Annotated in this window: 28 protein-coding genes; 10 read left to right on the top strand and 18 right to left on the bottom strand. The window is 38.3% G+C overall.

The window, feature by feature from the left end; genetic code table 11:
- Positions 1–16 precede the first annotated feature (16 nt).
- Positions 17–1,411: a DNA repair protein RadA gene (radA, locus tag BT797_RS19270; protein ID WP_045110460.1), complete on the top strand. Its 1,395-nt coding sequence runs from the start codon at positions 17–19 to the stop codon at positions 1,409–1,411.
- Positions 1,412–1,614: 203 nt separating this feature from the next.
- Here radA and BT797_RS19265 read toward each other — a convergent pair whose 3' ends face one another.
- Genes BT797_RS19265 through BT797_RS19250 form a run of 4 tightly spaced genes read right to left on the bottom strand, consistent with a single transcriptional unit; the run spans position 1,615 to position 4,008 of the window.
- A complete protein-coding gene (locus tag BT797_RS19265; protein ID WP_045110461.1) occupies positions 1,615–2,049 on the bottom strand; it encodes a YcgN family cysteine cluster protein in 435 nt (144 codons plus the stop codon).
- Positions 2,050–2,060: 11 nt separating this feature from the next.
- The gene (locus tag BT797_RS19260; RefSeq protein WP_170860792.1) at positions 2,061–2,732 is read right to left on the bottom strand and encodes a fumarylacetoacetate hydrolase family protein; all 672 of its coding nucleotides are present in this window, start codon (positions 2,730–2,732) and stop codon (positions 2,061–2,063) included.
- Positions 2,733–2,734: 2 nt separating this feature from the next.
- Entirely contained in the window at positions 2,735–3,697 is a 963-nt protein-coding gene (locus tag BT797_RS19255; RefSeq protein ID WP_075473194.1) for a lytic murein transglycosylase, read from the bottom strand.
- 32 nt (positions 3,698–3,729) lie between these two features.
- Positions 3,730–4,008, bottom strand: coding sequence for a YcgL domain-containing protein (locus tag BT797_RS19250; RefSeq protein WP_045110463.1), 279 nt, complete (start codon positions 4,006–4,008; stop codon positions 3,730–3,732).
- Positions 4,009–4,134: 126 nt separating this feature from the next.
- Here BT797_RS19250 and minC point away from each other — a divergent pair, with 126 nt between their 5' ends.
- From minC to minE, 3 genes are read left to right on the top strand one after another with little or no spacing between them, the layout of a single operon-like run.
- Positions 4,135–4,854 carry a septum site-determining protein MinC gene (minC, locus tag BT797_RS19245; protein ID WP_244536370.1) on the top strand — a complete coding sequence of 240 codons (720 nt, stop codon included), beginning with the start codon at positions 4,135–4,137 and terminating at the stop codon, positions 4,852–4,854.
- Between the two features lie 15 nt (positions 4,855–4,869).
- Complete coding sequence (gene minD / locus BT797_RS19240) at positions 4,870–5,679, top strand: septum site-determining protein MinD (protein WP_075473193.1); 810 nt, start codon at positions 4,870–4,872, stop codon at positions 5,677–5,679.
- Positions 5,680–5,946 (top strand): cell division topological specificity factor MinE, encoded by a 267-nt coding sequence (gene minE / locus BT797_RS19235; protein WP_045110466.1) that lies wholly within the window; start codon positions 5,680–5,682, stop codon positions 5,944–5,946. It abuts the gene before it with no gap.
- Between the two features lie 37 nt (positions 5,947–5,983).
- Here the strand turns inward: minE and rnd are convergent, their stop codons facing one another.
- The 5 genes from rnd to yoaA form a co-directional block, all read right to left on the bottom strand.
- Positions 5,984–7,114 (bottom strand): ribonuclease D, encoded by a 1,131-nt coding sequence (gene rnd / locus BT797_RS19230; RefSeq protein ID WP_045110467.1) that lies wholly within the window; start codon positions 7,112–7,114, stop codon positions 5,984–5,986.
- A 108-nt stretch (positions 7,115–7,222) separates the two neighbouring features.
- Positions 7,223–8,881, bottom strand: a complete 1,659-nt coding sequence (gene fadD, locus BT797_RS19225) for a long-chain-fatty-acid--CoA ligase FadD (RefSeq protein WP_045110468.1) — start codon at positions 8,879–8,881, stop codon at positions 7,223–7,225.
- 223 nt (positions 8,882–9,104) lie between these two features.
- Positions 9,105–9,974 carry an alpha/beta fold hydrolase gene (locus BT797_RS19220; RefSeq protein WP_075473192.1) on the bottom strand — a complete coding sequence of 290 codons (870 nt, stop codon included), beginning with the start codon at positions 9,972–9,974 and terminating at the stop codon, positions 9,105–9,107.
- Between the two features lie 6 nt (positions 9,975–9,980).
- Positions 9,981–10,685, bottom strand: a complete 705-nt coding sequence (gene tsaB, locus BT797_RS19215; RefSeq protein ID WP_075473191.1) for a tRNA (adenosine(37)-N6)-threonylcarbamoyltransferase complex dimerization subunit type 1 TsaB — start codon at positions 10,683–10,685, stop codon at positions 9,981–9,983.
- 12 nt (positions 10,686–10,697) lie between these two features.
- Positions 10,698–12,608 carry a DNA repair helicase YoaA gene (gene yoaA, locus BT797_RS19210; protein WP_075473190.1) on the bottom strand — a complete coding sequence of 637 codons (1,911 nt, stop codon included), beginning with the start codon at positions 12,606–12,608 and terminating at the stop codon, positions 10,698–10,700.
- A 342-nt stretch (positions 12,609–12,950) separates the two neighbouring features.
- Between yoaA and BT797_RS19205 the strand changes: the two genes are divergently transcribed.
- The 4 genes from BT797_RS19205 to BT797_RS19190 all read left to right on the top strand — a co-directional run bounded on the left by BT797_RS19205 (position 12,951) and on the right by BT797_RS19190 (position 18,203).
- Positions 12,951–14,054: a phosphoribosylaminoimidazolesuccinocarboxamide synthase gene (locus tag BT797_RS19205; protein WP_075473189.1), complete on the top strand. Its 1,104-nt coding sequence runs from the start codon at positions 12,951–12,953 to the stop codon at positions 14,052–14,054.
- 331 nt (positions 14,055–14,385) lie between these two features.
- Positions 14,386–15,054 (top strand): hydrogenase nickel incorporation protein HypB, encoded by a 669-nt coding sequence (gene hypB, locus BT797_RS19200; protein ID WP_045110473.1) that lies wholly within the window; start codon positions 14,386–14,388, stop codon positions 15,052–15,054.
- Positions 15,055–15,084: 30 nt separating this feature from the next.
- Positions 15,085–17,775 (top strand): FAD-dependent oxidoreductase, encoded by a 2,691-nt coding sequence (locus tag BT797_RS19195; protein WP_075473188.1) that lies wholly within the window; start codon positions 15,085–15,087, stop codon positions 17,773–17,775.
- A gap of 86 nt (positions 17,776–17,861) precedes the next feature.
- Entirely contained in the window at positions 17,862–18,203 is a 342-nt protein-coding gene (locus tag BT797_RS19190) for a hydrogenase maturation nickel metallochaperone HypA/HybF (protein WP_045110475.1), read from the top strand.
- A 126-nt stretch (positions 18,204–18,329) separates the two neighbouring features.
- Here the strand turns inward: BT797_RS19190 and BT797_RS19185 are convergent, their stop codons facing one another.
- The gene (locus tag BT797_RS19185) at positions 18,330–19,946 is read right to left on the bottom strand and encodes an NAD(P)/FAD-dependent oxidoreductase (protein WP_045110476.1); all 1,617 of its coding nucleotides are present in this window, start codon (positions 19,944–19,946) and stop codon (positions 18,330–18,332) included.
- Between the two features lie 223 nt (positions 19,947–20,169).
- Here BT797_RS19185 and fdxA point away from each other — a divergent pair, with 223 nt between their 5' ends.
- Positions 20,170–20,493 carry a ferredoxin FdxA gene (fdxA, locus tag BT797_RS19180; protein ID WP_045110477.1) on the top strand — a complete coding sequence of 108 codons (324 nt, stop codon included), beginning with the start codon at positions 20,170–20,172 and terminating at the stop codon, positions 20,491–20,493.
- 214 nt (positions 20,494–20,707) lie between these two features.
- Positions 20,708–21,151, top strand: a complete 444-nt coding sequence (locus BT797_RS19175; RefSeq protein WP_075473187.1) for a hypothetical protein — start codon at positions 20,708–20,710, stop codon at positions 21,149–21,151.
- A 52-nt stretch (positions 21,152–21,203) separates the two neighbouring features.
- On the opposite strand, the gene BT797_RS19170 is transcribed toward BT797_RS19175, so the two are convergent.
- From BT797_RS19170 to BT797_RS19135, 8 genes are all read right to left on the bottom strand, one after another.
- On the bottom strand, positions 21,204–21,617 hold the full coding sequence (locus BT797_RS19170) for a GNAT family N-acetyltransferase (RefSeq protein WP_075473186.1): 414 nt from the start codon (positions 21,615–21,617) through the stop codon (positions 21,204–21,206).
- Between the two features lie 96 nt (positions 21,618–21,713).
- A complete protein-coding gene (locus BT797_RS24610; RefSeq protein ID WP_052678319.1) occupies positions 21,714–22,193 on the bottom strand; it encodes a type II secretion system protein in 480 nt (159 codons plus the stop codon).
- A gap of 48 nt (positions 22,194–22,241) precedes the next feature.
- Positions 22,242–23,012 carry an alpha/beta fold hydrolase gene (locus BT797_RS19160; protein WP_075473185.1) on the bottom strand — a complete coding sequence of 257 codons (771 nt, stop codon included), beginning with the start codon at positions 23,010–23,012 and terminating at the stop codon, positions 22,242–22,244.
- A gap of 293 nt (positions 23,013–23,305) precedes the next feature.
- Positions 23,306–23,836 (bottom strand): GNAT family N-acetyltransferase, encoded by a 531-nt coding sequence (locus tag BT797_RS19155; RefSeq protein ID WP_075473184.1) that lies wholly within the window; start codon positions 23,834–23,836, stop codon positions 23,306–23,308.
- A gap of 135 nt (positions 23,837–23,971) precedes the next feature.
- Positions 23,972–24,919, bottom strand: a complete 948-nt coding sequence (locus tag BT797_RS19150; RefSeq protein ID WP_082293737.1) for an alpha/beta fold hydrolase — start codon at positions 24,917–24,919, stop codon at positions 23,972–23,974.
- 103 nt (positions 24,920–25,022) lie between these two features.
- The gene (locus BT797_RS19145; protein WP_045110483.1) at positions 25,023–25,331 is read right to left on the bottom strand and encodes a DUF1272 domain-containing protein; all 309 of its coding nucleotides are present in this window, start codon (positions 25,329–25,331) and stop codon (positions 25,023–25,025) included.
- Positions 25,332–25,453: 122 nt separating this feature from the next.
- Positions 25,454–25,846: a hypothetical protein gene (locus BT797_RS19140; protein ID WP_139291709.1), complete on the bottom strand. Its 393-nt coding sequence runs from the start codon at positions 25,844–25,846 to the stop codon at positions 25,454–25,456.
- A 45-nt stretch (positions 25,847–25,891) separates the two neighbouring features.
- Positions 25,892–26,410 (bottom strand): ClbS/DfsB family four-helix bundle protein, encoded by a 519-nt coding sequence (locus BT797_RS19135; RefSeq protein WP_045110485.1) that lies wholly within the window; start codon positions 26,408–26,410, stop codon positions 25,892–25,894.
- Between the last annotated feature and the right edge of the window lie 17 nt (positions 26,411–26,427).

Raw genomic sequence — 26,427 nt, 5'->3', positions numbered from 1 at the left:
TTTTTATAGTTAAATCATGGCCAAAACTCCCAAAACAAAAATAAGTTTCCTCTGTTCAGAATGTGGCGCTAACTTCCCTCGTTGGCAAGGCCAGTGCAACGCTTGTAAAGCATGGAACACGTTAGCTGAATTCAAAGAACCTACATTACCGAGTCAACAACGTGCAATCGCATCTCAAGGTGGTTATGCCGGTACAATCGGTAATACCGTTAAAAAGATGTCTGAAGTATCACATGTAGCATTAAATAAAATTGATACTCAGATTGGTGAATTAGACCGTGTACTAGGTAACGGTCTAACAGTTGGCTCTATCGTGTTAATTTCTGGTGATCCTGGTGCTGGAAAAACGACGATATTGACACAGCTCTCTGCTAATCTCAGTAAGCAAATGGTTTCGATGTACTGTACTGCGGAAGAAAGCTTAGAGCAATTCAAAAGCCGAGCGATTGAACGCTTAAAAATCGATTTTGTCGAAGAAAACTTACTACTGATGTCAGAATACATCGTTTCTAACATTATGGAGCGGGCTTTAGAGGCTAAAGTTAAATTTTTAATTATAGATTCGATCCAAGCTTTAGAAAGTGAACATTGTAACGGCAGTGCGGGCTCCGTCAGCCAAGTTAAGGGCTGTGCTCAAGAACTCAGTCGATTTGCCAAGCAGCATGGTATTACCCTTATAATTATTGGTCACGTAACCAAAGGCAGTGACTTAGCGGGCCCAAAAACCCTCGAACATATTGTTGATACCCTGCTCCACATTGAAGTTAATGACAGTATTATTCGTACAATACGTGCAAGTAAAAACCGTTTTGGTGATGTAGACCAAGTAGGTATCTTCCAAATGCACAGCAAAGGCATGCTCTCTGTCGATAATCCGAGTAAGTTGTTCCTGTCTGGTGCCGACGAGCACGTAGCTGGCTCTGCAATTACTTGTATTCGTGACGGCAATCGTAATTTATTGCTTGAAGTACAATGTTTAGTATCTGAATGTGAAGCAGAAAATCAACAACGCGTGAGTATTGGTCTTAGTTTTAATCGATTAAAAATGATCACTGCAGTTCTGCGTAAACACGGACGAATTAAACTGTTCCATGATGTTTATGTTAACTTGGTTGGTGGTTTGAAACTGCCAGAAACAGACACGAGTGCTGATTTAGCGATTGCAGCATCGCTAATAAGCTCACTGAATGATAAAGAAATGTCTCGTAAACACTGTTTTATGGGAGAAATATCGCTTAGTGGTGAAGTTAGACCAATTAACGGTGGTGTTCCTCGTGTTAATGAAGCAATTAAACACGGTTTTGACGTGATCTATATTCCGAAAGCAAACTACCACAAATCAATGGAAGATAAAGGCGTTAAAATAATACAAATCGAGAAGATTGGTGATCTTTTAGAAGCTCTTAACTAACATCCTACCTAGCCTTTGATGATTTAACGCTATTGCGTGGCTTAAGTCTTAGCGTTAAATTAAAGCCTGCGATTATTTAAATGGATAAATTCATTTGCATGATGGTCTAAACTATTAGTGGTGTTATTAAAAACGACGAGCTCTCTCTGGCTTTAAGATATTCAGGGGCTGTGCTGCCCCTGAATATCTTCATGTTTTTACAACTACAGTTTAAACGTTATAATATGGTCTTCTAAATCACCCGCTTGTGATTCAGCAACCGCTTTACCACGAATAGAATAACCTAATTTATGCATCTCAGATTGGCTTCCGGTAATTAACGGATGCCATTCAGGAATATCGTTCCCTTCGAGTAAACGCTTGTAAGAACAAGATTCAGGTAACCAATGGAATGCATCTATATCATCTAATGTCACTTTAAAACAATCCGAAACATACTTAAAACGTTTCTCGTATTTCTTGCAACGACACGATTTAGTATTTAATAATTCACAAGCAACATTTGTGAAATGTATTTCATCCGTATCATCTTCAATAATTTTATGTAAACAACATTTACCGCAACCATCGCAAAGTGACTCCCACTCTGCATTAGTCATTTTAGCGAGTGTTTTAGTCTGCCAAAATTTTTCTACCATTTCATTAATCTCTAAATAATCTCGCAGCCGAACTTATAGCGGTTTGCTAGCGTTAATGCAAGTTTATCTCCACTATTAAGCAGTCCGACACCAGCTGGTGTTCCAGTGAGTACTATATCACCGGGTAACAATGTAAAGCAGGCTGTTATTTCTGTGAGTAAGGTTTCTATTGAACGCATCATTTTAGCTGTATCACCTTGCTGCCGAGTTATACCATTAACACTTAAACTAAACTCAAGTTGATTCAGATCGTTAAATTCATTGAGCGGAATGAATCTAGATATAGGGCACGAATAATCAAACGCTTTTGCCCGCTCCCACGGCTGGCCTTTTTCTTTGAGCTTTGATTGCAAGTCCCTTAATGTTAAATCAAGTCCAAGCCCTACCCCCCATATCATTTCTGCGATATTAATATCATCACCACGCTGAATAGGTGTGCTTATTAATAGAGCAACTTCAAGTTCATTATGGCATTCGCCAAGTCCTGTTGGTAATAGTAATGGCTTATCAAGACTAATTAACGCTGTTGCTGGCTTCATGAATAATAATGCTTGTTCAGGGACTTCGTTATCAAGTTCACGAATGTGATCGAGATAATTTCGGCCGATACAAACAACCTTACCTACGGGTAAGTTTAACGTTTTGTTGTTGATATTTTCATGCTTATAAATGGAGTAACTCATTTTCAATCCTTGAATTTGATCGCATCTGACAAATGTGCGACAGAAGTAGCAAAGTAATCAGAACGATTCCAACGCATAATACTTCTATAGTTGTTATAAACTAAATAGACACGGCCACCTTCACCGTCAGGCATAATAAGAGATGCATCCAGATCAACTTTAGGCAAGTTGTTTCCTTCGTAAGTCCGTATACCGAGCGACTGCCATTCATTTAATTTCTTTGTTAACTTGAGGCCTGATACTTGAGCATCATAATTATCAGGTAGCAGTACCTGTCGCCCCCAAGTATAAGTATCATCCCATTTGGCTTGTTTTAGATAGTTGGCAGCAGAGGCCAAAGCATCAGCTGTATTGTTCCAAATATCCTTTTTGCCATCCTTGTTATAATCAACAGCATACGCATTAAATGAAGATGGCATGAATTGAACTTGCCCCATTGCACCAGCCCATGATCCTTTCATGTCAGCGGCTGTAATATGGCCTTCATCAATAATTTTTAATGCAGCAAAGAATTCTTTTTTGAAAAATGTTTCACGTCTTCCGTCATATGCAAGTGTAGCGAGTGCAGATAATGTAGAGAAGTTTCCAGTATAATTACCGAAATTTGTTTCAACCCCCCACAGCGCGACAATGAATCTAGGTTGAACACCGAAATCTTTCCCTATCCTTTCTAATAGCGCTTTATTTTCCAGGAATAATTTACGCGCTTTCGCTATTTTCCATTCAGGAACAGCTCTAGGAATATACGCATCAAGTGTTATTTTTTGACGTTCGGGTTGCGCTTTGTCATGTACGATTGTTTTTTTTCTATAGTTAATACTACTGAATGCATCATTAACAGTTTGCTCACTGAACCCTAGCAATTCGGATTCAGTGCGTAAGGTAGATAGGTATTCATCGAATGTCGGCTTGGCAGACACGGCCGTTGAACTAAAAGCTAATAACACTAACCCTGCTAATTTCATTATATCTCCTTATGCGCTCTGTAAATGACGTGCTATTTATTTTCATCACGCCATTTTTTATATTCATCAAGATGATTTACAGGCGGTGGTGGCATCTGTAAATAAAATCCCGTTGTTGTTAAGTTCTCTAATACATTTTTAGTGTCAGCAAATTGTAACTTTCGAGTTTCGGTCAAATTCATCGTGACAACTAACTTAGGTTGACCAAACATACCTAATAAAGTTTCAGGAACTTGACTAAAATCGTCACGACGAGAAATAAATAAATACATCTCTTCTTTTTTATTTGTTTTATAAATTGAACACAGCATTGTTTTTCTCTTTAGTTATGAACTTGCCTATTTTGCGAGTAAAATATAACATGGCATAATGAATTATCTAAGTGCTATAACGATAAATGCTAAAAGCAGGCATGAAAACTAAGCAACCAGGGAAAAATGATGGCAGATCAGTCAATAAAATTTAAAGGGACTAGCTTTACACTTTCAGTTATTCATATAGAGAATGATGCTGCAATGGCTAATCTTCATTCCTTTATTGCCGACAAAGTATGCCAAGCCCCTGCATTCTTTAAATCTGCACCGGTGGTTGTTAATGTGGCAAACTTAGCCGAAGATATTGATTTTCAAGCTATTGAACAAGTTATCACCAATAATGGCATGAATCTTGTTGGCATTGAAGGTTGTAAAACGGCGGAACAAAAACTAAGTGTACGGGAAGCAGGCCTTTCTGTTATCTCCAATACAGCTAAAAATAATACAAGCACATTAGTATCTGCTTCAAAAATAAAACCAGAAATTCAAACAGTTATTGTTGAAAAATCTGTAACTAAGACCATAGTTCATAAAGGACAGATACGATCTGGGCAACAAATTTATGCTCAAGATGCTTCATTAACAGTGTTGGGGAACATTAGTGCAGGTGCTGAAGTGATTGCAGATGGTTCAATCCATATATATGGTGCATTACGTGGCCGTGCAATAGCTGGCGCTAAAGGTGATGATAGCGCACAGATTTTTTGTAATAAATTAGACCCGGAATTATTATCAATTAATGGCACTTATATTTTAAGTGATGCAGTGCAATCGGAATTTTTAAATACCCAAGCACAAATAAATTGTATTAATAACAAATTAGAAATTACAAAGTTCGATTAAATTCAAGGAATTAAAATGGCTGAAATTATTGTCGTAACATCCGGCAAAGGTGGCGTAGGTAAGACGACTACAAGTGCCGCTATTGCAACTGGATTAGCAATGCGAGGAAAAAGAACTGTTGTTATCGATTTCGATATCGGCTTACGTAATTTAGACTTAATCATGGGCTGTGAACGCCGTGTGGTTTATGACTTCGTTAATGTAATAAATGGTGAAGCAAACCTATCGCAAGCATTAATCAAAGATAAACGTGTAGCGAACCTAAATATTCTACCTGCGTCACAAACTCGTGACAAAGATGCGCTAACAAAAGAAGGCGTTGGAAAAGTATTAGACCAACTTGCTGAGAATCATGATTACATTATTTGCGATTCACCTGCAGGCATCGAAGCTGGCGCTATGATGGCATTATACTTTGCAGATGTAGCTGTTATCACCACGAACCCTGAAGTATCGTCTGTGCGCGATTCAGACCGTATTATTGGTATGTTACAAAGCCGTTCACGTCGAGCAGAGCAAGGTCTAGAACCGATTAAAGAGCATTTGCTTATTACTCGCTACGTACCTGAACGTGTTGCACGTGGCGATATGTTAAGTGTTGAAAACATCACTGAAATTTTAGCCGTACCGCTTGCTGGTGTCATCCCTGAATCGGGTGCCGTATTAAAAGCATCGAACTGTGGTCAACCTGTGATCCTTGATACAGAAAGTGATGCTGGACAAGCATACGCAGATACTGTTGCGAGAATTTTAGGCGAAGAGCGCGAATTTCGTTTTCTTGAAGTAGAAAAGAAAGGTTTTTTAAGCAGAATCTTTGGAGGTTAAATGTCGTTACTTGATTATTTTCGCACATCTAAACCGGATGTGTCATCTGCTAATTTAGCGAAAGATCGCTTACAAATAATTGTTGCACATGAACGTAACTTACGTGATAACACGCCTGATTATTTACCACAGTTAAAGCTGGATATACTTGAAGTGATCAAAAAGTATGTTGCTGTAACATCAGATCAAGTTCATGTACAACTTGACCAAAGAGATAACAACCTTTCAGTTTTAGAACTAAACGTGACTCTCTCTGAAGACCACTAAGAATTAAGCAAGTGTACAACACCATGTACACTTGCTATTACTTATTAGCCATTAAACCTTCGAACAAGCTATTACCTATCAGTTCAGCTCGCCAATTACTTAATAAAATAGGTTTACTACCGACAGCACGCTCAGCCTCAGTCAATTTCCACACCCAGTTTAATAATTCGTTGATGATTTTCTTTGAACCAATTAGCTCCGCTGGAATATTCGTTTTTTCAGCCACTACAGCAATCTTATTACGTATTCCTAGCACTATTTTTTTATAGCCTGGATAATCAGAAATTCGCGTTAACGGTTCAGGTAATGCTTCATCAGAAAGACTTTGAGCTTGTTTAACAAGATCGATAATCTGTTTACCGTGACGTTTAATCTCGATAGGAAGCAGCCCTAACTGATTTAAATCCCGTAATGATTTAGGCTGCTGCTTTGCAACTTCCAGAAGGTGGGCTTCTTTAACTACAAAATTAACCGCCATATCACGATTAACCGCATTATCCTCTCGCCACTCAGCCAGCGCTTGTAAGGTTGCAAGTTCACGAGGTGATAGAAATGATGCGTTTTTGAATTGTTTATAGACTGTTTTAGGGTTCTTGTTAACCATCTTACGACGACGTAAGTTATCTAGCTCTTGCAAATAAAAATCGTAATAGCCAAGTTCATCAAGTTTGGATTTTAATTCATGCCAACATGGCAGTAAATGGTACACATCAGCTGCGGCATAACTTAGCTGCTTAGTTGTTAATGGCCGTGCTAACCAGTTAGAACGAGACTCACCTTTATCTAACGTGATATTTTGAAACTCAGAAACTAAGCCGCCAAAACCGAGGGAAGAACCAAGTCCACAAAATGCTGCTGCAATTTGTGTATCATGAAAAAAATCAGGAAATTTGTTTGCAACAGTCATGAATACATCGAGGTCTTCAGAACAAGCGTGAAGAACAACGGGTTGACGGTCGAGGAGTTGCCATAATGCGCTTAGATCATCAATCGCGAGTGGATCGACTAAATAGGTTTCAGTACCGTTATATAACTGAAACAATCCTAAAATTGGGTAATAAGTACGCTGTCTGATAAACTCAGTGTCGATAGCTAAAATTTCAACTTCCGCACATTGAGCTATCATCTTCTGCAATGTTATTTGATCTTCAACTAAAATATATTCCACTTATAACCTCAAAAAAAAACCACTTTCTTACAATTTAGAAAGTGGCTTAATTTTAGCGAAATATATTACTAATTATAAGTGTTTTATTACTTTAAATTAGATCTAGTACTAATCGCGTAATTCACGGCGTAAAATCTTACCTACGTTACTCTTAGGTAATTCATCACGGAATTCAATGATACGAGGAATTTTATACGCAGTAAGGTGCTCACGACAATGCGCAATAATCTCTTCTTTCGAAATTTCACCTTTCTTAACAACAAAGATCTTCACAGTTTCGCCTGATGACTCATGAGGAACACCAATAGCGGCGGCTTCAAGGATGTTGTCATTTAGCGTTAGTACGTCTTCGATTTCGTTAGGGAATACGTTAAAGCCTGACACAAGGATCATATCTTTTTTACGGTCAACGATGTAGAAGAAACCATCTTCATCCATACGAGCTATATCACCTGTGTTTAACCAGCCATCAGCAGTCATCACTTCAGCTGTGTCTTGTGGACGCTGCCAATAACCCTGCATAACTTGAGGACCACGAACTTGCATTTCACCAACTGCGCCAGGTTTTGTTAAAACGCCACCATCTTCATCAATGATACGAACATCCGTCGATGATACAGGTAAACCGATTGAACCATTGTATTCATGTAGATCGTAAGGATTTACAGTTACAAGCGGTGAACATTCAGTTAAACCATAACCTTCAAGTAAATGATTACCTGTGATTTTTTTCCACTTTTCTGCTACAGAACGTTGAACAGCCATACCGCCACCAACTGAAAGCTTTAATCCAGAAAAATTAATCTTTGCGAATGTGTCATCATTCACAAGTGCATTGAACAAGGTATTTACACCTGTAATTGCAGTTGGTTTATGCTCGTCAATTTCCTTGATTAACGCAGGAAGATCGCGAGGATTAGTAATAAGAATATTCTTACCACCACTCAAGAAGAACAACAAGCCATTCACTGTTAATGCAAATACATGATACAGCGGTAATGCCGTAATAACGGTTTCAGTACCACGGTCAATAATACTACCGTATGCACCTTCTGCCTGTAATACGTTAGCAAGCATATTTTTGTGTGTTAATACTGCACCTTTAGATACACCAGTAGTACCACCTGTATATTGAAGGAAGGCAATATCATCAAAACCAGTTTCAACTTTAGCAAAATTCATTGAACGACCTTTATTCAACACACGGTTGAATGAGATCGCATTTGGTAAACTAAACTTAGGTACCATTTTCTTCACGTACTTAACAACTAAGTTTGTGATAACAGCTTTAACTGGAGAGAACAGGTCGCCTAACTGCGTCAAAATCACATGTTCAACAGGTGTATCTTTAATCACCTTTTCTAACACACTTGCAAAGTTTGAGATGATGACAATTGCTTTAGCACCGGAATCATTTAACTGATGTTTTAATTCACGCGGTGTATATAAAGGATTTACATTAACAATTACTAAACCCGCACGTAATACACCAAATAAGGCAATTGGGTATTGAAGTAAGTTTGGCATCATTAACGCGACACGGTCGCCTTTATTTAATTTAAGCTCGTTTTGAAGGTAAGCTGCAAAAGCACGAGATTTTTCTTCGATTTCACCATAAGTTAATGAGCAACCCATATTTACATATGCAGGGTTACTACTAAAATTTTGAACTGTTTGATCGAATATATCGTTCAAAGAACGAAATGAACCAAAATCAATTTCTGCGGGAACATTTTCCGGGTATCTATTTAACCAAACCTTTTCCACCTTACCACTCCTTTTTATTTAACTTTTTAATTTAACAAAACGACTAATTTTTATTAATCCATTTATAACCATTAGCCGCTATTGATGAAATTATTATTGTGAATCGATCTTAATTGATTAACACTCAATTAACAAATGAAATATCTATAATACACGTTTATTTAAATCTCCATTATTTAGAATTAGGTAATATAAACTCTATCTTTATCGATTAAATAAACTATTATTTTAATTTATCAACAAATTTAATGATTGTACTTGCAGTTTCAACAGAATTATCCATGTGAACATGATGCCCACCTGCAAGAGTCAAAATATCAAAATGTTCTTTATTGAATATACTTAATTTTAATTTTTCAGTAATTAAAGGATAACCTTTATCACCAACGATAATAAGGCTCCTCGTTGATATAGAAGATAAAATATCTAAAACCTGTAACTCACTGAGCCGGACTAAAGAACGCGCCTTTAATTTAGGATCTGATCGCCAGATTATATCATTGTCCCTAATAATTAAATTTCTTCTACATATCAATACAGCATTTTTCTCCGTCAAATCAGAAACAAAACAACGTGCTTTAACGACCTTTTCCAATGTCAAAGTATTAGAATAATACCTACCACTTTGATGGTAATTACAGCGACTTTCTATCCCTTTACGCAATTGGCTTACTGCTTGTTCAGCTTCTGCTGAAATTGCGCCCAACCCTTCAATTAATATTAAACGATTAACAAGCTCTGGAAATGTCGCTGCAAAAATAGAACTGATCATTGCGCCCATTGAGTGCCCGACTATACTGACTGGTCCCCAATGCTGTGTTTTAATTATTTGATAAAGGTCTTCTACCCATTCAATAAAATTGTAATGGCCTACCTTATGATCAGAATAACCATGACCGGGTAAGTCTATAGCAATGAATTGATATGGTAATGAACCATCATCTAAATTACGTTTTAATTCTTCAACAAGAGGGATAAAGCTTGCAGCATTATCTAACCACCCATGAACAGCCAGTAAAATAGGTTTAGACTTATTACCATAGCGTAAACCCGCAATAGTTTTACCGTTGACCTCTATACTAAAGCTATTCATTAGAATTTACTCTCTACCCGGTAGTTTTTTCCAGGTTACTGTATCGCGAACGTAAACAGGCATAGCATCTTCGACTGCAACCGCGTGACCCAGTTCAAACTCAGCCGCTGCAATAGCCAGCATATCCAATGCACTTGGGAACTGTATACCTTCACATACTGTTAGTTGAGCAACCTTTAAATCAGCAAGTTGTTCAGCATAAGTCGACCAACCCGTACCGAGCGTATGGAATGCAGTTTCTGATTTATTAAAATCAGCTAATAGTTGATCAGGCGTAATTACAATTTCCTTATCAACTAATGTCATTACGCCCACTTCATTGAGCTTGTAATGAGCAAAATATATTTCGCCCATACGTGCATCAATTGCCGGTAATACGTCAGTTACATTGTGTAACCGATGAGCACCTTGCGCCATCGCTGCCAGGGTTGAAATTGGTAGCATTGGTAAATCAGCACCAAATGCTAAACCTTGCGCAATTCCCGTACCAATACGAACACCGGTAAAACTACCTGGGCCACGACCAAATGCCAGTGCATCTAAATCGTTTAATTTAATTCCAGCTTCAGTCAATAAGCTATCGACCATAGGCAATATACGCTTAGTGTGCTCGCGTGGACTTTCTAGCTCTCTCACTAATACCTGACCGTTAATGCTCAATGCGGCAGAACAATTTTCTGTTGATGTATCTAGTGCTAAAATATTACTCATAAAATTCACTTTCTAATTGTTAGTTTTCTTAATAAAAGATAAAACGCTATTTATATCTCTGGTTCGTGGCATATCAGGTAAGCTATTGATAAACGTAGCCCCATATCCACGAGAAACGATACGTGTATCACAAATAATAACACACCCTGTGTCTTTGACATCACGGATTAAACGCCCCACCCCTTGCTTTAAATTAATGACAGCCTTTGGTATTTGCAATGCAGAGAAAGGATCTTCACCTTTACGCTGGCAATCTTCGATACGCGCTTGTAAAAGAGGGTCATCGGGTGATGCAAAAGGCAATTTATCAATGATAACACAGCTTAAAGTTTGCCCACGTACATCGATACCTTCCCAGAACGAGTATGTCCCAATAAGTAACGCATTACCGTGTTCAATAAATTGGTCGAGTAAGACTTGTTTATTATCTTGTCCCTGAACAAAAATCGGCATACTTAGCTGTTGTTGCAATAAACTCGCTACTTGTCTAATCATGTAATGACTTGTACATAAGAAAAAACAGCGACCTTTGTTGGCTATAATAATGGGTGCTAATTTTTCAACCAGTATACGGGCTATATTTGGATCATTTGGCTCAGGTATATTACGCGGTACACACAACATTGCCTGGCTTTGATAATCAAATGGGCTTGCCAGAATTAACTCTTCAGCATCTGCTAATCCCATTTGTTGGCGATAATGTGAGAAACAATTATCGACCGCTAATGTCGCAGAAGTAAAAATCCAAGCTGATTTACTTTTTTCTTGTTCAGCGCTAAACCGTTCTGCAATATTAAGTGGCGTTATATTTAAAGTAAAGTTTCGCTTCGTGCATTCGTACCAATAGCTCTCGCCAGTATTATTAACCGCCATTATTTGTTGAAATATTGCTTTAATTTCCACAACACGATCAAAGCATTGATCGACAAGTTCTGTTCGACCAAGATTAAGCTTGATCACTTCATATATGAAATCAAGTTGATCTTGAAAACGTATGATTGTTTTCATTACCGCTTGTTGAGTGAATAAATGCCGCCAATTGCCACGTCCAGATTCCATCGAAAAACTCAATCTTAAATCTTGCGTAGCATTCGCTAAACCATTCGCGGCTTTAGTTACTTGTATTGAGTCCTTAAGATCTGTTCGCCCCAAATACTGCACGTCTTTACATAGCGCTTGTATCTGCTTACTGGTGATACTTTTACCAAAATATTCTGAAGCAATGTCTGGTACTTGATGAGCTTCATCAAAAACAATCACATCAGCGTCTGGTAATAGTCGACCAAACCCTGAGTCTTTAACATTCAAATCAGCAAAGTATAAATGGTGGTTAACAACCACGACATCCGCTTCAAGCGCCTTACGGCGAGCTTTTACTAAAAAACAATCTTCATAATCAGGACAATCTCGCCCTAAGCAATTATCATTGGTGGATGTGACTAAGGGTAAGATCTCTGCATCGTCTTTAAGACCGGGTACTGAGCTCATATCACCACTAATGGTGATATTGGACCAACCCTTTACTTTGACATAATCACTTAATATCGTTTGATTTTGATATTGAGTTTCTCGCCCTAACCGCGTTAATCGTTCCGTACATAGGTAGTTATTTCGACCTTTAAGTAACGCCGTTTTTGCCTTACTGTTTAATGCATCAATAATAAAGGGTAAATCGCGATTGAATAATTGTTCTTGAAGATTTTTACTACCAGTACTGATAATTGTTGTTTTATCATTAATCAATGCTGGTATTAGGTAGGCAAACGTTTTACCGGTCCCCGTTTCAGCTTCAACAATTAAATTACCCTTGTTTGTGATCACTAAATTAATGGCTTTTGCCATATCTATTTGTGGTTGACGAGCGGTATAGCCATCGATGACCTTGGCTAAAGCGCCACCCGATAAAAAATATTGCTCTATCACAAACAAGTTTCCATATAATTTTATAAGACAGCATTTAATATCATCACTGGTCGTAATAATCAAATTGATGTTTTATAAAACCGAATTTATGGTTGTTTTTCGACCCTATTTGAGAAACTAACCTCTTTATAGTTTGTTCTTTTTAACAAAATTAATCAGTAATAGTGGCATCACTCTCCACATCTGGTAAAATCGCCGTCAAATCGACAGCAACACCTCGAATCTAGCTAAATTAGTCCAAAGTAACTTGGAAGAGCCTTCAGGGATATTGAAAGAAACTCTTCCAAGTTATTTAGGTGTAAGTTTTATTTAAACGATTAAACTCAATAAGGATAGTTAACAATGAGTCTTGCTGATAAAGTATTAGCTGTAAACAATGATTTACCGATCCGTACAGATAAGCCTGTTCATAGCGGTAAAGTGCGTTCTGTTTATTGGTTAACTGAAGCTGACAGTCGTCGCCTAATCGAAGAAAAAGGTTACGATGTAGCGGCGGATGCACCTCTTGCAATTATGGTTATTAGTGACCGTATTTCTGCATTTGAATGCATTTGGCACGGTGAAGGAGGCATGCGCGGTGTACCTGGGAAAGGTGCTGCGTTAAACGCAATTTCAAACCATTGGTTTAAGTCTTTCCGTGAAAACGGTTTAGCTGATAGTCATATTCTTGATATCCCTCACCCATTCATTTGGATCGTTCAAAAAGCAAGACCAGTAATGATTGAAGCAATTTGCCGCCAATACATCACTGGTTCTATGTGGCGCGCTTATAGCCAAGGCGAACGTAATTTCTGTGGTATTGAACTACCTGAAGGTCTAACTAAAGACCAAAAATTACCAGAGCTACTCATTACACCGTCGACTAAAGGTATTTTAGAAGACATACCAGGTGTTCCAGCTGTCGATGATGTTAACATTACTCGCAAAAACATTTCAGATAACTACAAAGCATTTAACTTTAAATCTCCTGATGACATTACTTACTACGAAAAGTTACTAAAAGAAGGCTTTAACGTAATCAGTAATGCATTAGCGGATGTTGATCAAGTATTTGTCGATACTAAATTCGAATTTGGCTATGTGACAGACAGTAAAGGTCAAGACAAGCTTATCTATATGGATGAAGTTGGTACACCAGATTCATCGCGTATTTGGGATGCTGCAGCTTTCCGTGAAGGTGATGTGATTGAAAACTCAAAAGAAGGTTTCCGTCAGTTATTACTTAACCACTTCCCTGAACCGGATATTTTACTCAATAAAAACAGAATGGATGAACGTTTAGCGCTTGCTGAACATAATGTATTACCGACATCAGTATTAATGTCTGTTTCTGAAACGTATCTAAATATTGCAGAAAAGATCACTGGCGAAAAGATTATTTTATCTGATAATCCAAAAGCTGAAATTATTGAAATATTACGTAACGATTATAATCTTATCGACTAATATTATTCATACAAAAATGTATAGTATTAAACGAAAAGCAATAATATAACTCATTCTAGAGCCGTTCACCAAAAGTGCACGGCTTTTTATTTTCGCATTCCAGTGCCATTATCCCCCCGCCCGTTTTAATATCGAAATCTCTGGCATTAACTTTCGAATCCATACTTCATTATTGATTAAATATGATCAACATCTAACATTAGAGTTATTACTCAACATTATACAAGTACCCACTAGTGGGTGCTGGCAAGTGAGCGTAGAATGGCCTCAATTAATTTAATTATTGTTGAGGCACACTTCAATCAGCCCCACTCTACATGCAGGTGAAATTATGGATAGCTTTAAAATTATAGAAATAAAAGAAGGCATTTTTGCCAACAATAGCAAACAAGCAGATTCTTTACGAATTGAATTAAAACAGAAAAATAATTTACTAATAAACTTAATGTCATCTCCGGGATCAGGCAAAACAACAACCTTAGTTGCTACGATTAATAAACTTAAAAGTGAAATTAATATTGGTGTTATGGAAGCAGATATTGATTCAGATGTTGATGCTCAAACGATTGCTAAAACTGGCGTCAAAGTGATCCAGTTACACACTGGTGGAATGTGCCATCTCGATGCAGAAATGACGATGCAAGGGATACAAGAACTCGATGCGGAAGGGCTTGATTTAACGATTCTAGAAAATGTCGGTAATTTAGTTTGCCCTGCCGAATTTGACACTGGCGCGGCCAAAAATGTAATGATTCTAAGTGTCCCGGAAGGTGACGATAAACCACTTAAGTACCCTCTCATGTTCTCTATCTGCGACGTACTCCTTATTAATAAAATAGATGCTATGGGTTTCTTTGATTTTGACTTAGAAGCGGCAATTGAACGTGTGAAAAAATTAAATCCAAATATTAAAGTATTTCCAATTTCAGCTAAAACTGGCGACGGTATTGAAGACTGGACTAGCTGGCTTCGCAATGAAGTAAACGATTGGAAAAAATAAAAATAATATTTTAGCCTTGGAGACAATGTGATGGGAAAAGACAAAGTTTTAGATCTTGCCAACAAGATCAGTCGTGTTAAACGTGGTTCAAGAGCAGGTATTACGTTTGACGATCCAGAATATAAGATTTATAGCCCTTGGATGTCTGAAGATGTAGCTGAAGTTACTCTTTGCTTAAAATTACGTGAAAAAATGAGCGCATCCGACGTTGCAGCCGCTTGTGGTCGACCCGTAGAAGAAGTGGCGATACTACTTTGGGAATCTGCAGTTGGTGGGGCTGCATTTATAAATAATGTCGATGGTGTGGACATGTACTGGGTTGATATCTGGGTACCTGGCCACATGGAAATGGTTGTTAATAATAAGGAACTTATTAAAAAGTATCCAGAACTTGGTGCCGCGTTTGATGCTTTCGGTAAGAAAAAAGGTCCTTTAGCAGCGGGGAATATTCCCGTTGGATCCGGTCCAATGCGCGTAATTCCAATCGAAACCTCGATTGACGGAGAAACAAGAAATGCCTCTTATGAAGAAGTGTCTAAATACTTAAATAATAATGACGTATTTTCACTTTCTGATTGCGCATGCCGTACATCTAGAGAAGCGATGAATGAAGGTTGCGGACACCTTAAAGAAGATATCTGTATCCAAATGGGTCATGCCGCAGAATATTACATCCGTACAGGTCGCGGACGAGAAATTTCACGTGATGATGCCATCGAAGTAATCAAAAAAGCTGAAGACAATGGCTTGATGCACAGCATCCCCAATTTAGATGGTTCAGGTAAGACACACGCGATTTGTAATTGCTGTGGTTGCGGTTGTTTTGCAATGAGACTTGCCGAGCAGTGGCAAAATCCAGATATGGTGAGATCTAACTATACGGTGAAAATTGATAAAGAAAAATGTGTTGCTTGTGGTGAATGCGTTGAAGTATGCCCTACAAATGCGGTCAAACTTGGCCAGAAACTGTGTTCTCTCAACCCGACGTCAGAAAAAGAACGAGAGCTTCCACACAACACAGAATGGGGTGAAGATAAATTTAACCCTGATTATCGAGAAAACAAACAAATGGTTGATGAAGGCGGTACTGCACCTTGTAAGGCAGGCTGTCCGGCACACATTGGTGTACAAGGTTACATCAAACTCGCATCACAGGGCCAATATACTGAAGCCTTAAAATTGATTAAAATGGAAAATCCATTCCCAGCCGTATGCGGCCGTATCTGCCCAAAATTCTGTGAAGATGATTGTACACGGTGTGATATTGATGGCGCTGTTGCGGTCGATGATATTAAAAAATTCATAGCACAACAGGATATGGATGCAGAAAAACGTTATATCCCTGAAAGTAAGAATGATTACGATAAAAAAATTGCGGTTATTGGCGGCGGTCCTGCAGGCCTATCTTGTGCTTATTACCTCACAATCGAAGGCTACAAGGTCACTGTGTTTGAAAAACAACACGCGTTAGGTGGCATGTTAACACTGGGGATCCCGTCTTATCGTTTAGAAAAAGACGTGATCAATGCCGAAATTGATGTGCTAAAAGAAATGGGTGTTGAATTTAAAACAGGTGTAGAGATAGGTAAAGACATCTCACTTGCTGAGTTGAGAAAACAAGATTACAACGCATTCTACATCGCAATTGGAGCTCAAGCAGGTCGTTCACTTGGTCTTGATGGCGAAAATGCAGAAGGTGTAAGTACTGGTGTTGAATTCTTACGCCACGTTAATCTGGGTGAAAGTACCGACGTTAAAGGCAATGTGATTGTCATCGGTGGTGGTAACGTTGCTATCGACGTCGCCAGAACTGCAACGCGCGTTGGCGCAGCTCAAGTGGATATGTTCTGCCTTGAAAGCCGTGAAAACATGCCAGCTCATGCAGAAGAAGTACAAGAAGCCTTGGATGAAGATATTAACGTGAACAACTCTTGGGGTCCAAAGCGTATTGTAACGGAAAACAATTGTGTTGTTGGCGTTGAATTCAGAGAATGTATTTCTGTTTTAGATGAAAACGGTCGATTTAATCCACGTTATGACGAAAATAACACAAAAATTGTTAATGCAGACCACGTACTACTTTCAGTTGGTCAAGCAATGGATTGGGGCAACATTCTTGAAAACAGTAATATTGCATTAAACCCAAATCAAACAATTCCTGCGGATGCAACGACCTATCAAACTGACGAACCCGATGTATTTGCTGGCGGTGACGTGGTGACAGGTCCCCGCTTTGCAATTGATGCTATCGCACATGGTAAAGAAGGTGCTATTTCCATTCACCGTTACGTTCAAAATGGCCAAAGTTTAGTACTCGGTCGAATTAGACGTGATTATCGTGCTTTTGATAAAACAAACCTTAATCTAGACGGATTTGATGCATCACCAAGACAAAGTATTGCCCACGTGGACGGACAGAAGTCAAAAACAACCTTCCATGACCTACGCGAAACATTCACCGAGGATCAGGTCAAGTTAGAAACAGAGCGTTGCCTTGGTTGTGGTTTGGCAGTAGCAGATGAATTTATGTGTGTTGGTTGTGGTGCATGTACCACAAAATGTCGATTTGATGCAATCTCACTTGTTAGAACGAATAATGCCGAAGGTGTTGATCTAAAAGATGCCAAGAAAATTATTATTAAACATGCATTAAAACGTAAGGTACGTGTCGCTGTAAACAAACCGGTTAAAAAAATCAAAGCGTTATTCGCAAAGTATTAAAGGAATATAAACAACCTATACGATAGCTAATGGCGGTGAGCGTGTAACTAATCCGCCATTTAAACAAAACTTAAAAGGAGGTTATTTTGCATGAATTAGGCGTTGTCTTTGAGGTTGTAAAAACAGTAAAAAACGCAGTGAAAATCAATGGGCTAACGAAGGTCGATACAATAGTGCTACAAATTGGCGAGCTTTCGTCAATGATCCCAAAATACGTTGAAGCTTGTTATCCCGCGGCCATCGACGGTACACAGTTTGAAAAAACAAAATTGAAAATAGAAATAATACCAGCTAATGCTATTTGCAATGCTTGTAATCATGTTTTTAATATTATTAAAAACCATTCTGAATGTCCGAAATGTGAAAGCAAAGAATGGGGCCTATTAACCGGTAAAGAGTTTACAATAAAAGAAATTGTTGCTTGCTAAAGATGAATCAAGTGTAAATTTAATACGATAACCAGAACTTATGATGCAGACCCTGTTAAATTTAAAGAACTAAAATCAATAAAAAAAGGCGGTTAGTTCAAACTAACCGCCTATCACTAACAATAATTAAGCATCTTTCTCAAGCATTGATAATGCCATTGCTTCAGCTACTTTGATACCGTCAATCCCAGCAGATAAAATGCCACCAGCATAACCTGCACCTTCACCTGCAGGGTATAAACCTTTCGTGCTAATACTTTGGAAATCACGACCACGTTTAATACTTACAGGCGATGATGTACGTGTTTCAACACCCGTTAGTGTTGCGTCTTTCGCAGAGAAACCTTTAATTTTCTTTTCAAAAGCAGGAATAGCTTCACGAATAGCTGCAACAGCAAACGGAGGAAGTGTTTTGCTTAAGTCTGTAAATTTAAGACCTGGTTTGTATGAAGGAACCACATCACCAAACTCACCTTCGCCACGACCAGTAAGGAAGTCACCTACAGTTTGTCCAGGAGCATCGTAGTTGCTACCACCGATAACGAATGCATTTTTTTCCCACTTACGCTGTAAGTCTATACCAGCCAATGGGTTACCTGGGTAATCTTCTGGTGTGATGCCAACAACGATAGCGCTGTTAGCATTCATTTCATTTCGTGAATATTGGCTCATGCCATTGGTAACAACGTGACCCTCTTCTGACGTTGCAGCAACAACAGTGCCGCCTGGACACATGCAGAAGCTATAAACTGAACGGCCATTCTTACAATGATGAACAAGTTTATAATCAGCTGAACCGAGTAATGGGTTACCGGCATTTTTACCAAAACGTGCGTCATCAATGGCTGATTGTTTGTGTTCAATTCGGAAACCGATTGAGAAAGGCTTCGCTTCGAGGTAAACACCACGGTTTTGTAACATTTCGAATGTATCACGCGCACTGTGGCCAATCGCCAGAGAAACATGGTTTGTTTCAATAATTTCACCACCAGCAAGTTCAACGCCTGTAACTTGATCATTTTCAATTAAAATATCATCCACACGTGCACTAAAACGAATTTCACCGCCTAACGCAATGATATCTTTTCGCATGCGCTCAATCATAGTAACCAGTTTAAAAGTACCAATGTGCGGCTTACTTAAGTACATGATCTCTTCAGGTGCGCCAGCTTTAACAAATTCAGTTAAAATCTTACGCGCATGAAATTTAGGATCTTTAACTTGGCTATACAATTTACCGTCTGAAAATGTGCCCGCCCCGCCTTCACCAAACTGAACATTTGATTCAGGATTTAATTCACGCTTACGCCAAAATCCGAATGTATCCTTCGTTCTTTCACGAACTTCTTTACCTCGTTCAAGTACAATTGGTTTTAATCCCATTTGAGCAAGAATTAATGCAGTAAATAAACCACATGGGCCAAAGCCTATCACAACAGGACGCTGCTCTAGCTCTTCTGTTTTTTCAGCAACAAATTTATACTCCATATCAGGAGTAATACGAACATGTTGATCTTTTTCAAACTTAGCCAGAAGTGTTTGCTCATCTACGCTATCAGCCAACGTAATATCTAATGTGTACATTAAGATAATCACATCACGTTTACGTGCATCATAACCTCGACGAAAAACAGTATATTCAATCAATTGCTCAGGTTGAAGTGACAATCTCTGTAAAATATATTCATTAATAGCTTGATCATCATGATCTAGCGGAAGTTTTACATCGGTTAAACGTAACATAGAAAATTATCCAAATATCAAAGTGCATTGCGCTGTTAGAGCACTAGCCAGAAAACTAAAATCTTAGGGCGGGCATTTTACGTTATTATTAAGAAATATGCATTTTATTATTTGAAACTAGGTTGTTTTTCAAACCTCTTTTACTGTCTTTATAGGATGTTAATTGCTTTTAAGTCGTGCTTACGTATAATGCCAGCACTTTGAAAATTGAGGAACAAGCATCATGGCTTTTGTCGTAACCGAAAACTGTATTAAATGTAAACATGGTGATTGTGTCCCTGTATGTCCTGCCGATGCCTTTCATGAAGGACCAAACTTTTTAGTCATAAATCCAATAGCCTGTATTGATTGTGGACTTTGCGTGCCAGAATGTCCTGTTGATGCAATTTTCCAAGAAGATGAAGTACCTGAAGATCAAGAGGTATTTATCGAATTAAATGAAGAGCTCTCTGAATTATGGCCTGTAATCACGGATAAATGCGAGCCACCAGCAGATGCTGACGACTGGGATGGAGTCGAAAATAAGCTGTCCTTACTCGAGCGTTAATAATTGCTATACCCTATCATGTAACCCAAATCCATCTATTCTAGCCTTATTAAAATAGTGTACCCAGTAAATTAGGTATAAAAGACGAAAAAATCCAGCAAACTGACGTCAAATCACATTTCTCAATCTTAGTCATATAATCAATAGGTTAGGTGTTATTCTTAATGATATATTCAAAAAGTTAGATATTCTCACTAAAATTAAGGATGATTAAATGGCTGATATTTACAAAAGTGATTCAGGTTACTCAAAAATGGTTGGGGTCTTTGAAACTGCACACTCTACTAGTTACAGCGGCAAATGGGGAAAAGTATACAAAGATTCAACCGAAGTTGGACAATGCGAAAGTCAATCAACAACAGGTTACAGTGCTAAATGGGGCAAAGTGTATAAAGATTCAAACGAAGTTGGAAAATGGGAAAATGAATCAACAACAGGTTACAGTGCTAAATGGCACAAAATTTATGATGTTTTTGGAGAAGAAATAGGTCGATACGAATGTGCGAGCTCTACTAGCTATAGTGCTAAATGGGGCAAGGTGTATAAAGGTAATGATCCACATTTTTTACAAGAAGTCGGTGTAATTAAAAACGCCAAAGATGATGATGAAGCTTTACAAACAGCAGCAGCGGCCTTGTTATTAGGTCTTCTAGATTGATACTATAATCCTTTTCCTCTTCATAATTTTATGGAGAGGATTCAACTGCTTGTTAAGTAAACTTTAGACACTTTTTCAAATAAAATCTCTTATGTCCGTTTTTATAACCATCAAGCTTACCAAAAATTTCATATCCTAACTTTTCATAAAACTCTTTAGCCTGAAAATCGAAGGTATCAAGTTGAGCGTATTTACAACCACGGTGAATAGCCTCTTCTTCGGCCTTTAAAAGTAACTCTCGGGCAATACCTTTACCCCTATGCTCGGAGGACACCCACAAATAATCAATATCAAGCCTTTCCCAATATGTCTTTGCAGTTAACCCCGCAATTAATACTCCCTGACTATCTCGTTCAAATACAGCCAACTCAATGAAATCATTTGGCATAAACTCTAGGTTATACTCCCTTACATTCGAACTAATTATACGTATATCTTCTTCTGTTGGATTGTCTGTGATTTTCAATGGTTTCCCCTAAAGATTAACCGGTTTCTATCGTGCCTCTAGATAAAAACATTCCGAATATGGTTTGTAATATAGACACAGAAAGAAGACCTATACTTAGCAACCCGACTCGTCAATCTCAACTATATACTTGGTCATAGTCGTATCTATGTAATAGTAGGCACGGCACGTTCTGCTGTAAGTTCCGTCAGATGCAACCCACATATATTCAGCGTAATCATCCGCCCCACTCCAAGAACTTGAATTATCCGGGTTTTCCAATTCCCATCTGCCACCCGAAGCAAGAACTAAGCCCCGCATGCTTTTAGGAGAGGGGTAGCCATTAATCATGCTTATTGTAGTACCGTCTATCACAATGGAATCATTGGGTTGCTTACCATTTACACGCTGCTTGAGATAGGCCATATCTGCAGCAGCATGTAATGCCCCTGTTAAGCCTTTAAATGAGGCTGTACGTGCTGAATCTGTCAGATTAACGAACTTGGTGAGCGCCACAGATGCCAAAACCCCTAAAATAATAATCACAATAAGCAACTCGACAAGAGTGAAACCTTTAGAGTCTACGGCTTGAGTCATAAATTTACTCCAATATTCATTAGCGGTTTTGTCCTGTGGCTGCGTTTGTTAGCTTGCTGGAATTGCCTGCATTATCGCCGCAGCTAGTCCTTTAGGGTTTTCCCAAGCCATAGAGTGGCCTGCTCGCTCAACAATTCCGATATTAATATTATTACTCTTTAACTCTTGATAATCTGGGTCAGGTAATGTTTCACTACCAAAAATATAAGTTTTAGTCGTGTTCAATGAATAGAAAGTTTGACGCCAACTTGGATTTTGCCCCTCGATTAACGATACAGCCTCTCGATGTACAGCATGGGGTGAACTCATTCGTAAGCATGTTGCCCACTCTGTATTGGATGTAGCTAAACTCTCGTTAATTATGTCGTTATGACCAAAAGCTCTGTAGTCATCTTCACTATATGTTGCAATTTTTTGACTAAAGAACCCGCCCCCAGAGTCAAGGTTTCCCTCACTTAGGATTAAAGCTTTTAATTTTGACTCTAAACGACTCGCTAAGGCAATAGACACAGCCCCACCCATGCTATGACCAAATATTACTAATTCATTTAACCCTAAGCTGTTGATGAGATCTTCAATGTAGCTTGCATGGCTGGCTATCGTGTAATCAAAATCATCTGGTTTATCACTAAAGCCTGAGCCTAATAAGTTTAAGATTATTCGCCTGTGTTGTGATACCCCACCCATAGACGCGACTTGAGGATAATCAAATGACGAGGTACAACCAATTCCATGTATAAACACTATCGGGATACCGGTACCAGGTAGGTCATGATATCGAAGTGTTGCGTTACAACTTTTAACCGTAAATTCCTTCATGGGTTCCCTTGAACTAGTCGCTCACTAAATACAACCTAACAGTGTATTATACCGACGTCTTCATAAGTCTTTTTAAAACAACGGCGAAAACTATAAATACGACTTTAAACTAATTTTAAAATCAATGCATTACATACTTTTACTTAGTAAGAGCTTGACCACTTAATTTCGTATAATTGAAACTTAGATTACAAAGCCAATATCCATCACTAAAGTTCGTTGTATTGGATGCAATTAAGTGTGTTTATATTGATCATAGCCTGCTGGCCTATTGGAAATGTTAGATGCCCTTGTTATAAACCTGTTTTCGTATAAATAACCGTATTGTCCAATGAGCCTGATGGTAAACGACGCGCGTTCATCAAACTAGCTTCAAGTTGATAGCCGCAACGTTCAGCCACAGCTCTACTTTTTAAGTTCGAGCTAGCCATTTTTATTTCGAGCCTTTGCGCGTTATTACGAATGAATGCAAAACGTTCTACAAGTTTAATGGCTTCTGTTACATAGCCTTTTCCTACCATAGAAGTTCTCAGCCAATAACCAATTTCAAAATAAGGAACATTTAGGTCTCGAATCATAAAACCCACGACACCTATAAACGAACCAGTTTTCTTTTCAATAATATTGAACCAAAACTCATCGGTGAAGTTCTCAAAATTATTGACAGCATTTTTGATATTACACTCGAGTTCATTCTTACTTAAGGATTCAGAAACCCATGGCAGAAATTCAGATAATTCAATTTCGCTTTCACGAATAACGGCCAGCATTGAATCTGCATATACCAATGAGGGTGGAACAAGTTCTATTCTCTTACTTTCCATACATTCCATAACTCCAAGAAGGCTTCTTAGATACATCAACGTTTTGTTAAGGTGTAACCAATGTAATACAGATACTACCACTAAACGCATAGTAAAATGCATTGCTAACCACTCTTGAACAATTTTTTATGCGATTTAAGACACTCCTGCAAACGATAGAAACGATTCTGCGATAGCCGAAGGGGCTTCCACCATTGGCAAATGACCAACATTTTTTATTATCTCAATTTTTGCATGGGGTATGATTTGCTTTAAAGCCGATGCTCCTGAAACATGTAAAACTCGATCTTTTTCGCCCCATGATATTAAGACAGAACCATTATAGCTTTTTAAAACACTATCAAGTGAAGAGTCTGGTTGTGGTTCTCCATTATTCATTCTATGTATTTGGTCAAAAATTTTTGTGTTTAGTTTGACCCTTTCTTTAGCTTTTAATGCTAAATGTTGTATAACAGGAGAAGGAATAAAGGGTGGTTTAACAAATAAAAAATCGAACAATTCCAAAAAATCAGCCTCTGTTCTTGGTAAAACAACGGGGTTTTGACCTTTTTGGGTGGCTGCAAACATTTCACTTGTTTCTGAATTCACAACACCAAATGGACTAATAAGCCATAAGTTTTCAACTTTACGAGGGTATTGAGCTGCAAAATTCCCCGCAATATATCCGCCCATAGAACTGCCAGCTAAATTAAATTCAACGAGATTAAGAGCATCAGTTATCTGTTTAAACCTCGCGACTTGTGAGAAAACGTCATAATCTAGTTCAATATCTCTTGTACTGTTCCCAAAACCCGGCAGGTCAATCGCAATAACATCAAAGTGCTCGACAAGGTATCCTGAGATCCTATTCCAATTATCCTTGTCAGCGCCAAAGCCATGGAGTAAAACTAAGGGCGGACCACTTCCACCACGAAGATATTCAATTTCTAACTCATCAACTGTTATACGTTCTAGTTCAAGACCAGCAAAGCTCCGTTCAGAACTAATCATATACCGAAATAGTGTTGAGGTCGGCGTAATTATATATATAAAAATTAGTAGTAATATGAGTACTGAAAACGAAATAGTTAGCGTTTTTTTCACGAATAAGTCTCCTTTTTACTTATCATAAAATACGAACCACAGTCTAATCGCATAACACCACATAAAGGTACGCCAACTGTTACTTTTTATGTAAATATATTAATCACCGTTCTTCCGGTTTTATATATTTAGCTTTTGCTGAGAACTCTCTAAGTTCTTCAACGCTATATTTGGTATGCACTCTTTCAGCTGAAGGGGGCTGATGGTTGATACTTAAACCTGAACGTCTTGCAACTTTTGGTCGAATAGGTCTAGGTACAAAACCTCCACCACAATTTGGACATACATTTTCTAATATATCGTTTACACATGCCTCGCAAAAAGTGCATTCATATGTGCAAATCATTGCTTCAGTAGTATCTGGAGCTAAGCCTTTATCACAGCACTCACAATTAGGTCTAATTTCTAGCATATATTCAAACTCCATTTTGATTCACATAGACATGATGACCCCCAATTAAGTCTAAGCGGCTAAAAAGTTTAGCTCAAATTAAAAGCCAAACTTTTGTGTCCACCTTGAGCCCTTGCTATGCTTTAAATAAGGTGAGGCTCTTTATTCGTTTCAATAACCCTTTTCACTGTTGAACCGCCTATATCCTGACAAGTTTTACCGTTGTCAAGGTACAGCTTAACCGCTTCACCTCTTACTATAGGGCGAATAAAACGCCAAGGCCAAAAACCAAAACGTTGTGAGCCTATATAATTAACTACAGCATTAGCCCCCAAGGAATTAGCCTTATCAGCGAAGGCTGGTAATATATCAGTGACACTACCATAAGTGCCTTTACCAATTTTAATCCTCTGAATTTTTTCATACTTTATGTCTGTTGGTGGTGTACCCGTTACTAGACATATATCGAGTGATTCACCTGCACTTGCAGAAACTGAAATCAGCATTAAAACTGCGCCTATACCTACGTTTTTCATTATCACCTCCTGATATTTTTAACTCATTTAAATTTGTAGCAACACTCAATTAATGCCGTTGTTCTTTTTGAACCTTCTTACTTTAGTGCGCATGTTTTTCATTGGCGATGAAGTGTTAAACTGAATCATTTTTCCTAATGTATATTTATCGTACCAACTTACACCGTAGAGTTCATCATTACTCAAAGACTCAATTAACGACAACAGTTCGGTAGTTGTCGATTTAAATTCTGCTACAAGATCGCTGTAAGTCCATTTTTGGTACTGAGCGTGGAAGTCTTGGGCCAATTTCCCTAGCTCATTCCACTTATACCCAGTTTCAGGAAAATCGACTTCTTTACAAGCAGACTTTCGACCATGCCATTTTAAAACCAACTTGCCCCAGCCAATTAAATAAGCGAGGGTATCACTGACACTAATTTCAGTACTCTTAACATTTCCTTCAACTCCAACATAACGAGAATACTCTTCAGGTATTGACAAGTAATCAGCAAGAATTTTTTCATATGCCACAGTGATGGCCTGATGCAACTCTTTCTTATTTTTTGGCACCGATGATGTCATTGACTACTCCATTCAAA

It is taken from the genome of Moritella viscosa (assembly GCF_900120065.1).
Taxonomy (GTDB): Bacteria; Pseudomonadota; Gammaproteobacteria; order Enterobacterales; family Moritellaceae; genus Moritella; species Moritella viscosa.
Note: the sequence above shows the minus strand (reverse complement) of the source record. Positions and strands in the feature narration are given on the sequence as shown.

Bases quoted from the DNA above. Each gene is read 5' to 3' on its own strand.
- BT797_RS19160 (WP_075473185.1), bottom strand. From the start codon at position 23,012: ATGAAGGAATTTACGGTTAAAAGTTGTAACGCAACACTTCGATATCAT.
- BT797_RS19175 (WP_075473187.1), top strand. From the start codon at position 20,708: ATGGCTGATATTTACAAAAGTGATTCAGGTTACTCAAAAATGGTTGGG.
- BT797_RS19250 (WP_045110463.1), bottom strand. From the start codon at position 4,008: ATGCTGTGTTCAATTTATAAAACAAATAAAAAAGAAGAGATGTATTTA.
- BT797_RS19205 (WP_075473189.1), top strand. From the start codon at position 12,951: ATGAGTCTTGCTGATAAAGTATTAGCTGTAAACAATGATTTACCGATC.
- BT797_RS19185 (WP_045110476.1), bottom strand. From the start codon at position 19,946: ATGTTACGTTTAACCGATGTAAAACTTCCGCTAGATCATGATGATCAA.
- minE (WP_045110466.1), top strand. From the start codon at position 5,680: ATGTCGTTACTTGATTATTTTCGCACATCTAAACCGGATGTGTCATCT.
- fdxA (WP_045110477.1), top strand. From the start codon at position 20,170: ATGGCTTTTGTCGTAACCGAAAACTGTATTAAATGTAAACATGGTGAT.
- BT797_RS19265 (WP_045110461.1), bottom strand. From the start codon at position 2,049: ATGGTAGAAAAATTTTGGCAGACTAAAACACTCGCTAAAATGACTAAT.
- hypB (WP_045110473.1), top strand. From the start codon at position 14,386: ATGGATAGCTTTAAAATTATAGAAATAAAAGAAGGCATTTTTGCCAAC.
- BT797_RS19135 (WP_045110485.1), bottom strand. From the start codon at position 26,410: ATGACATCATCGGTGCCAAAAAATAAGAAAGAGTTGCATCAGGCCATC.
- BT797_RS19140 (WP_139291709.1), bottom strand. From the start codon at position 25,846: ATGAAAAACGTAGGTATAGGCGCAGTTTTAATGCTGATTTCAGTTTCT.
- BT797_RS19155 (WP_075473184.1), bottom strand. From the start codon at position 23,836: ATGGAAAGTAAGAGAATAGAACTTGTTCCACCCTCATTGGTATATGCA.
- minD (WP_075473193.1), top strand. From the start codon at position 4,870: ATGGCTGAAATTATTGTCGTAACATCCGGCAAAGGTGGCGTAGGTAAG.
- BT797_RS19260 (WP_170860792.1), bottom strand. From the start codon at position 2,732: ATGAGTTACTCCATTTATAAGCATGAAAATATCAACAACAAAACGTTA.
- BT797_RS19145 (WP_045110483.1), bottom strand. From the start codon at position 25,331: ATGCTAGAAATTAGACCTAATTGTGAGTGCTGTGATAAAGGCTTAGCT.
- BT797_RS24610 (WP_052678319.1), bottom strand. From the start codon at position 22,193: ATGACTCAAGCCGTAGACTCTAAAGGTTTCACTCTTGTCGAGTTGCTT.
- radA (WP_045110460.1), top strand. From the start codon at position 17: ATGGCCAAAACTCCCAAAACAAAAATAAGTTTCCTCTGTTCAGAATGT.
- tsaB (WP_075473191.1), bottom strand. From the start codon at position 10,685: ATGAGTAATATTTTAGCACTAGATACATCAACAGAAAATTGTTCTGCC.
- minC (WP_244536370.1), top strand. From the start codon at position 4,135: ATGATGGCAGATCAGTCAATAAAATTTAAAGGGACTAGCTTTACACTT.
- BT797_RS19220 (WP_075473192.1), bottom strand. From the start codon at position 9,974: ATGAATAGCTTTAGTATAGAGGTCAACGGTAAAACTATTGCGGGTTTA.
- BT797_RS19255 (WP_075473194.1), bottom strand. From the start codon at position 3,697: ATGAAATTAGCAGGGTTAGTGTTATTAGCTTTTAGTTCAACGGCCGTG.
- BT797_RS19195 (WP_075473188.1), top strand. From the start codon at position 15,085: ATGGGAAAAGACAAAGTTTTAGATCTTGCCAACAAGATCAGTCGTGTT.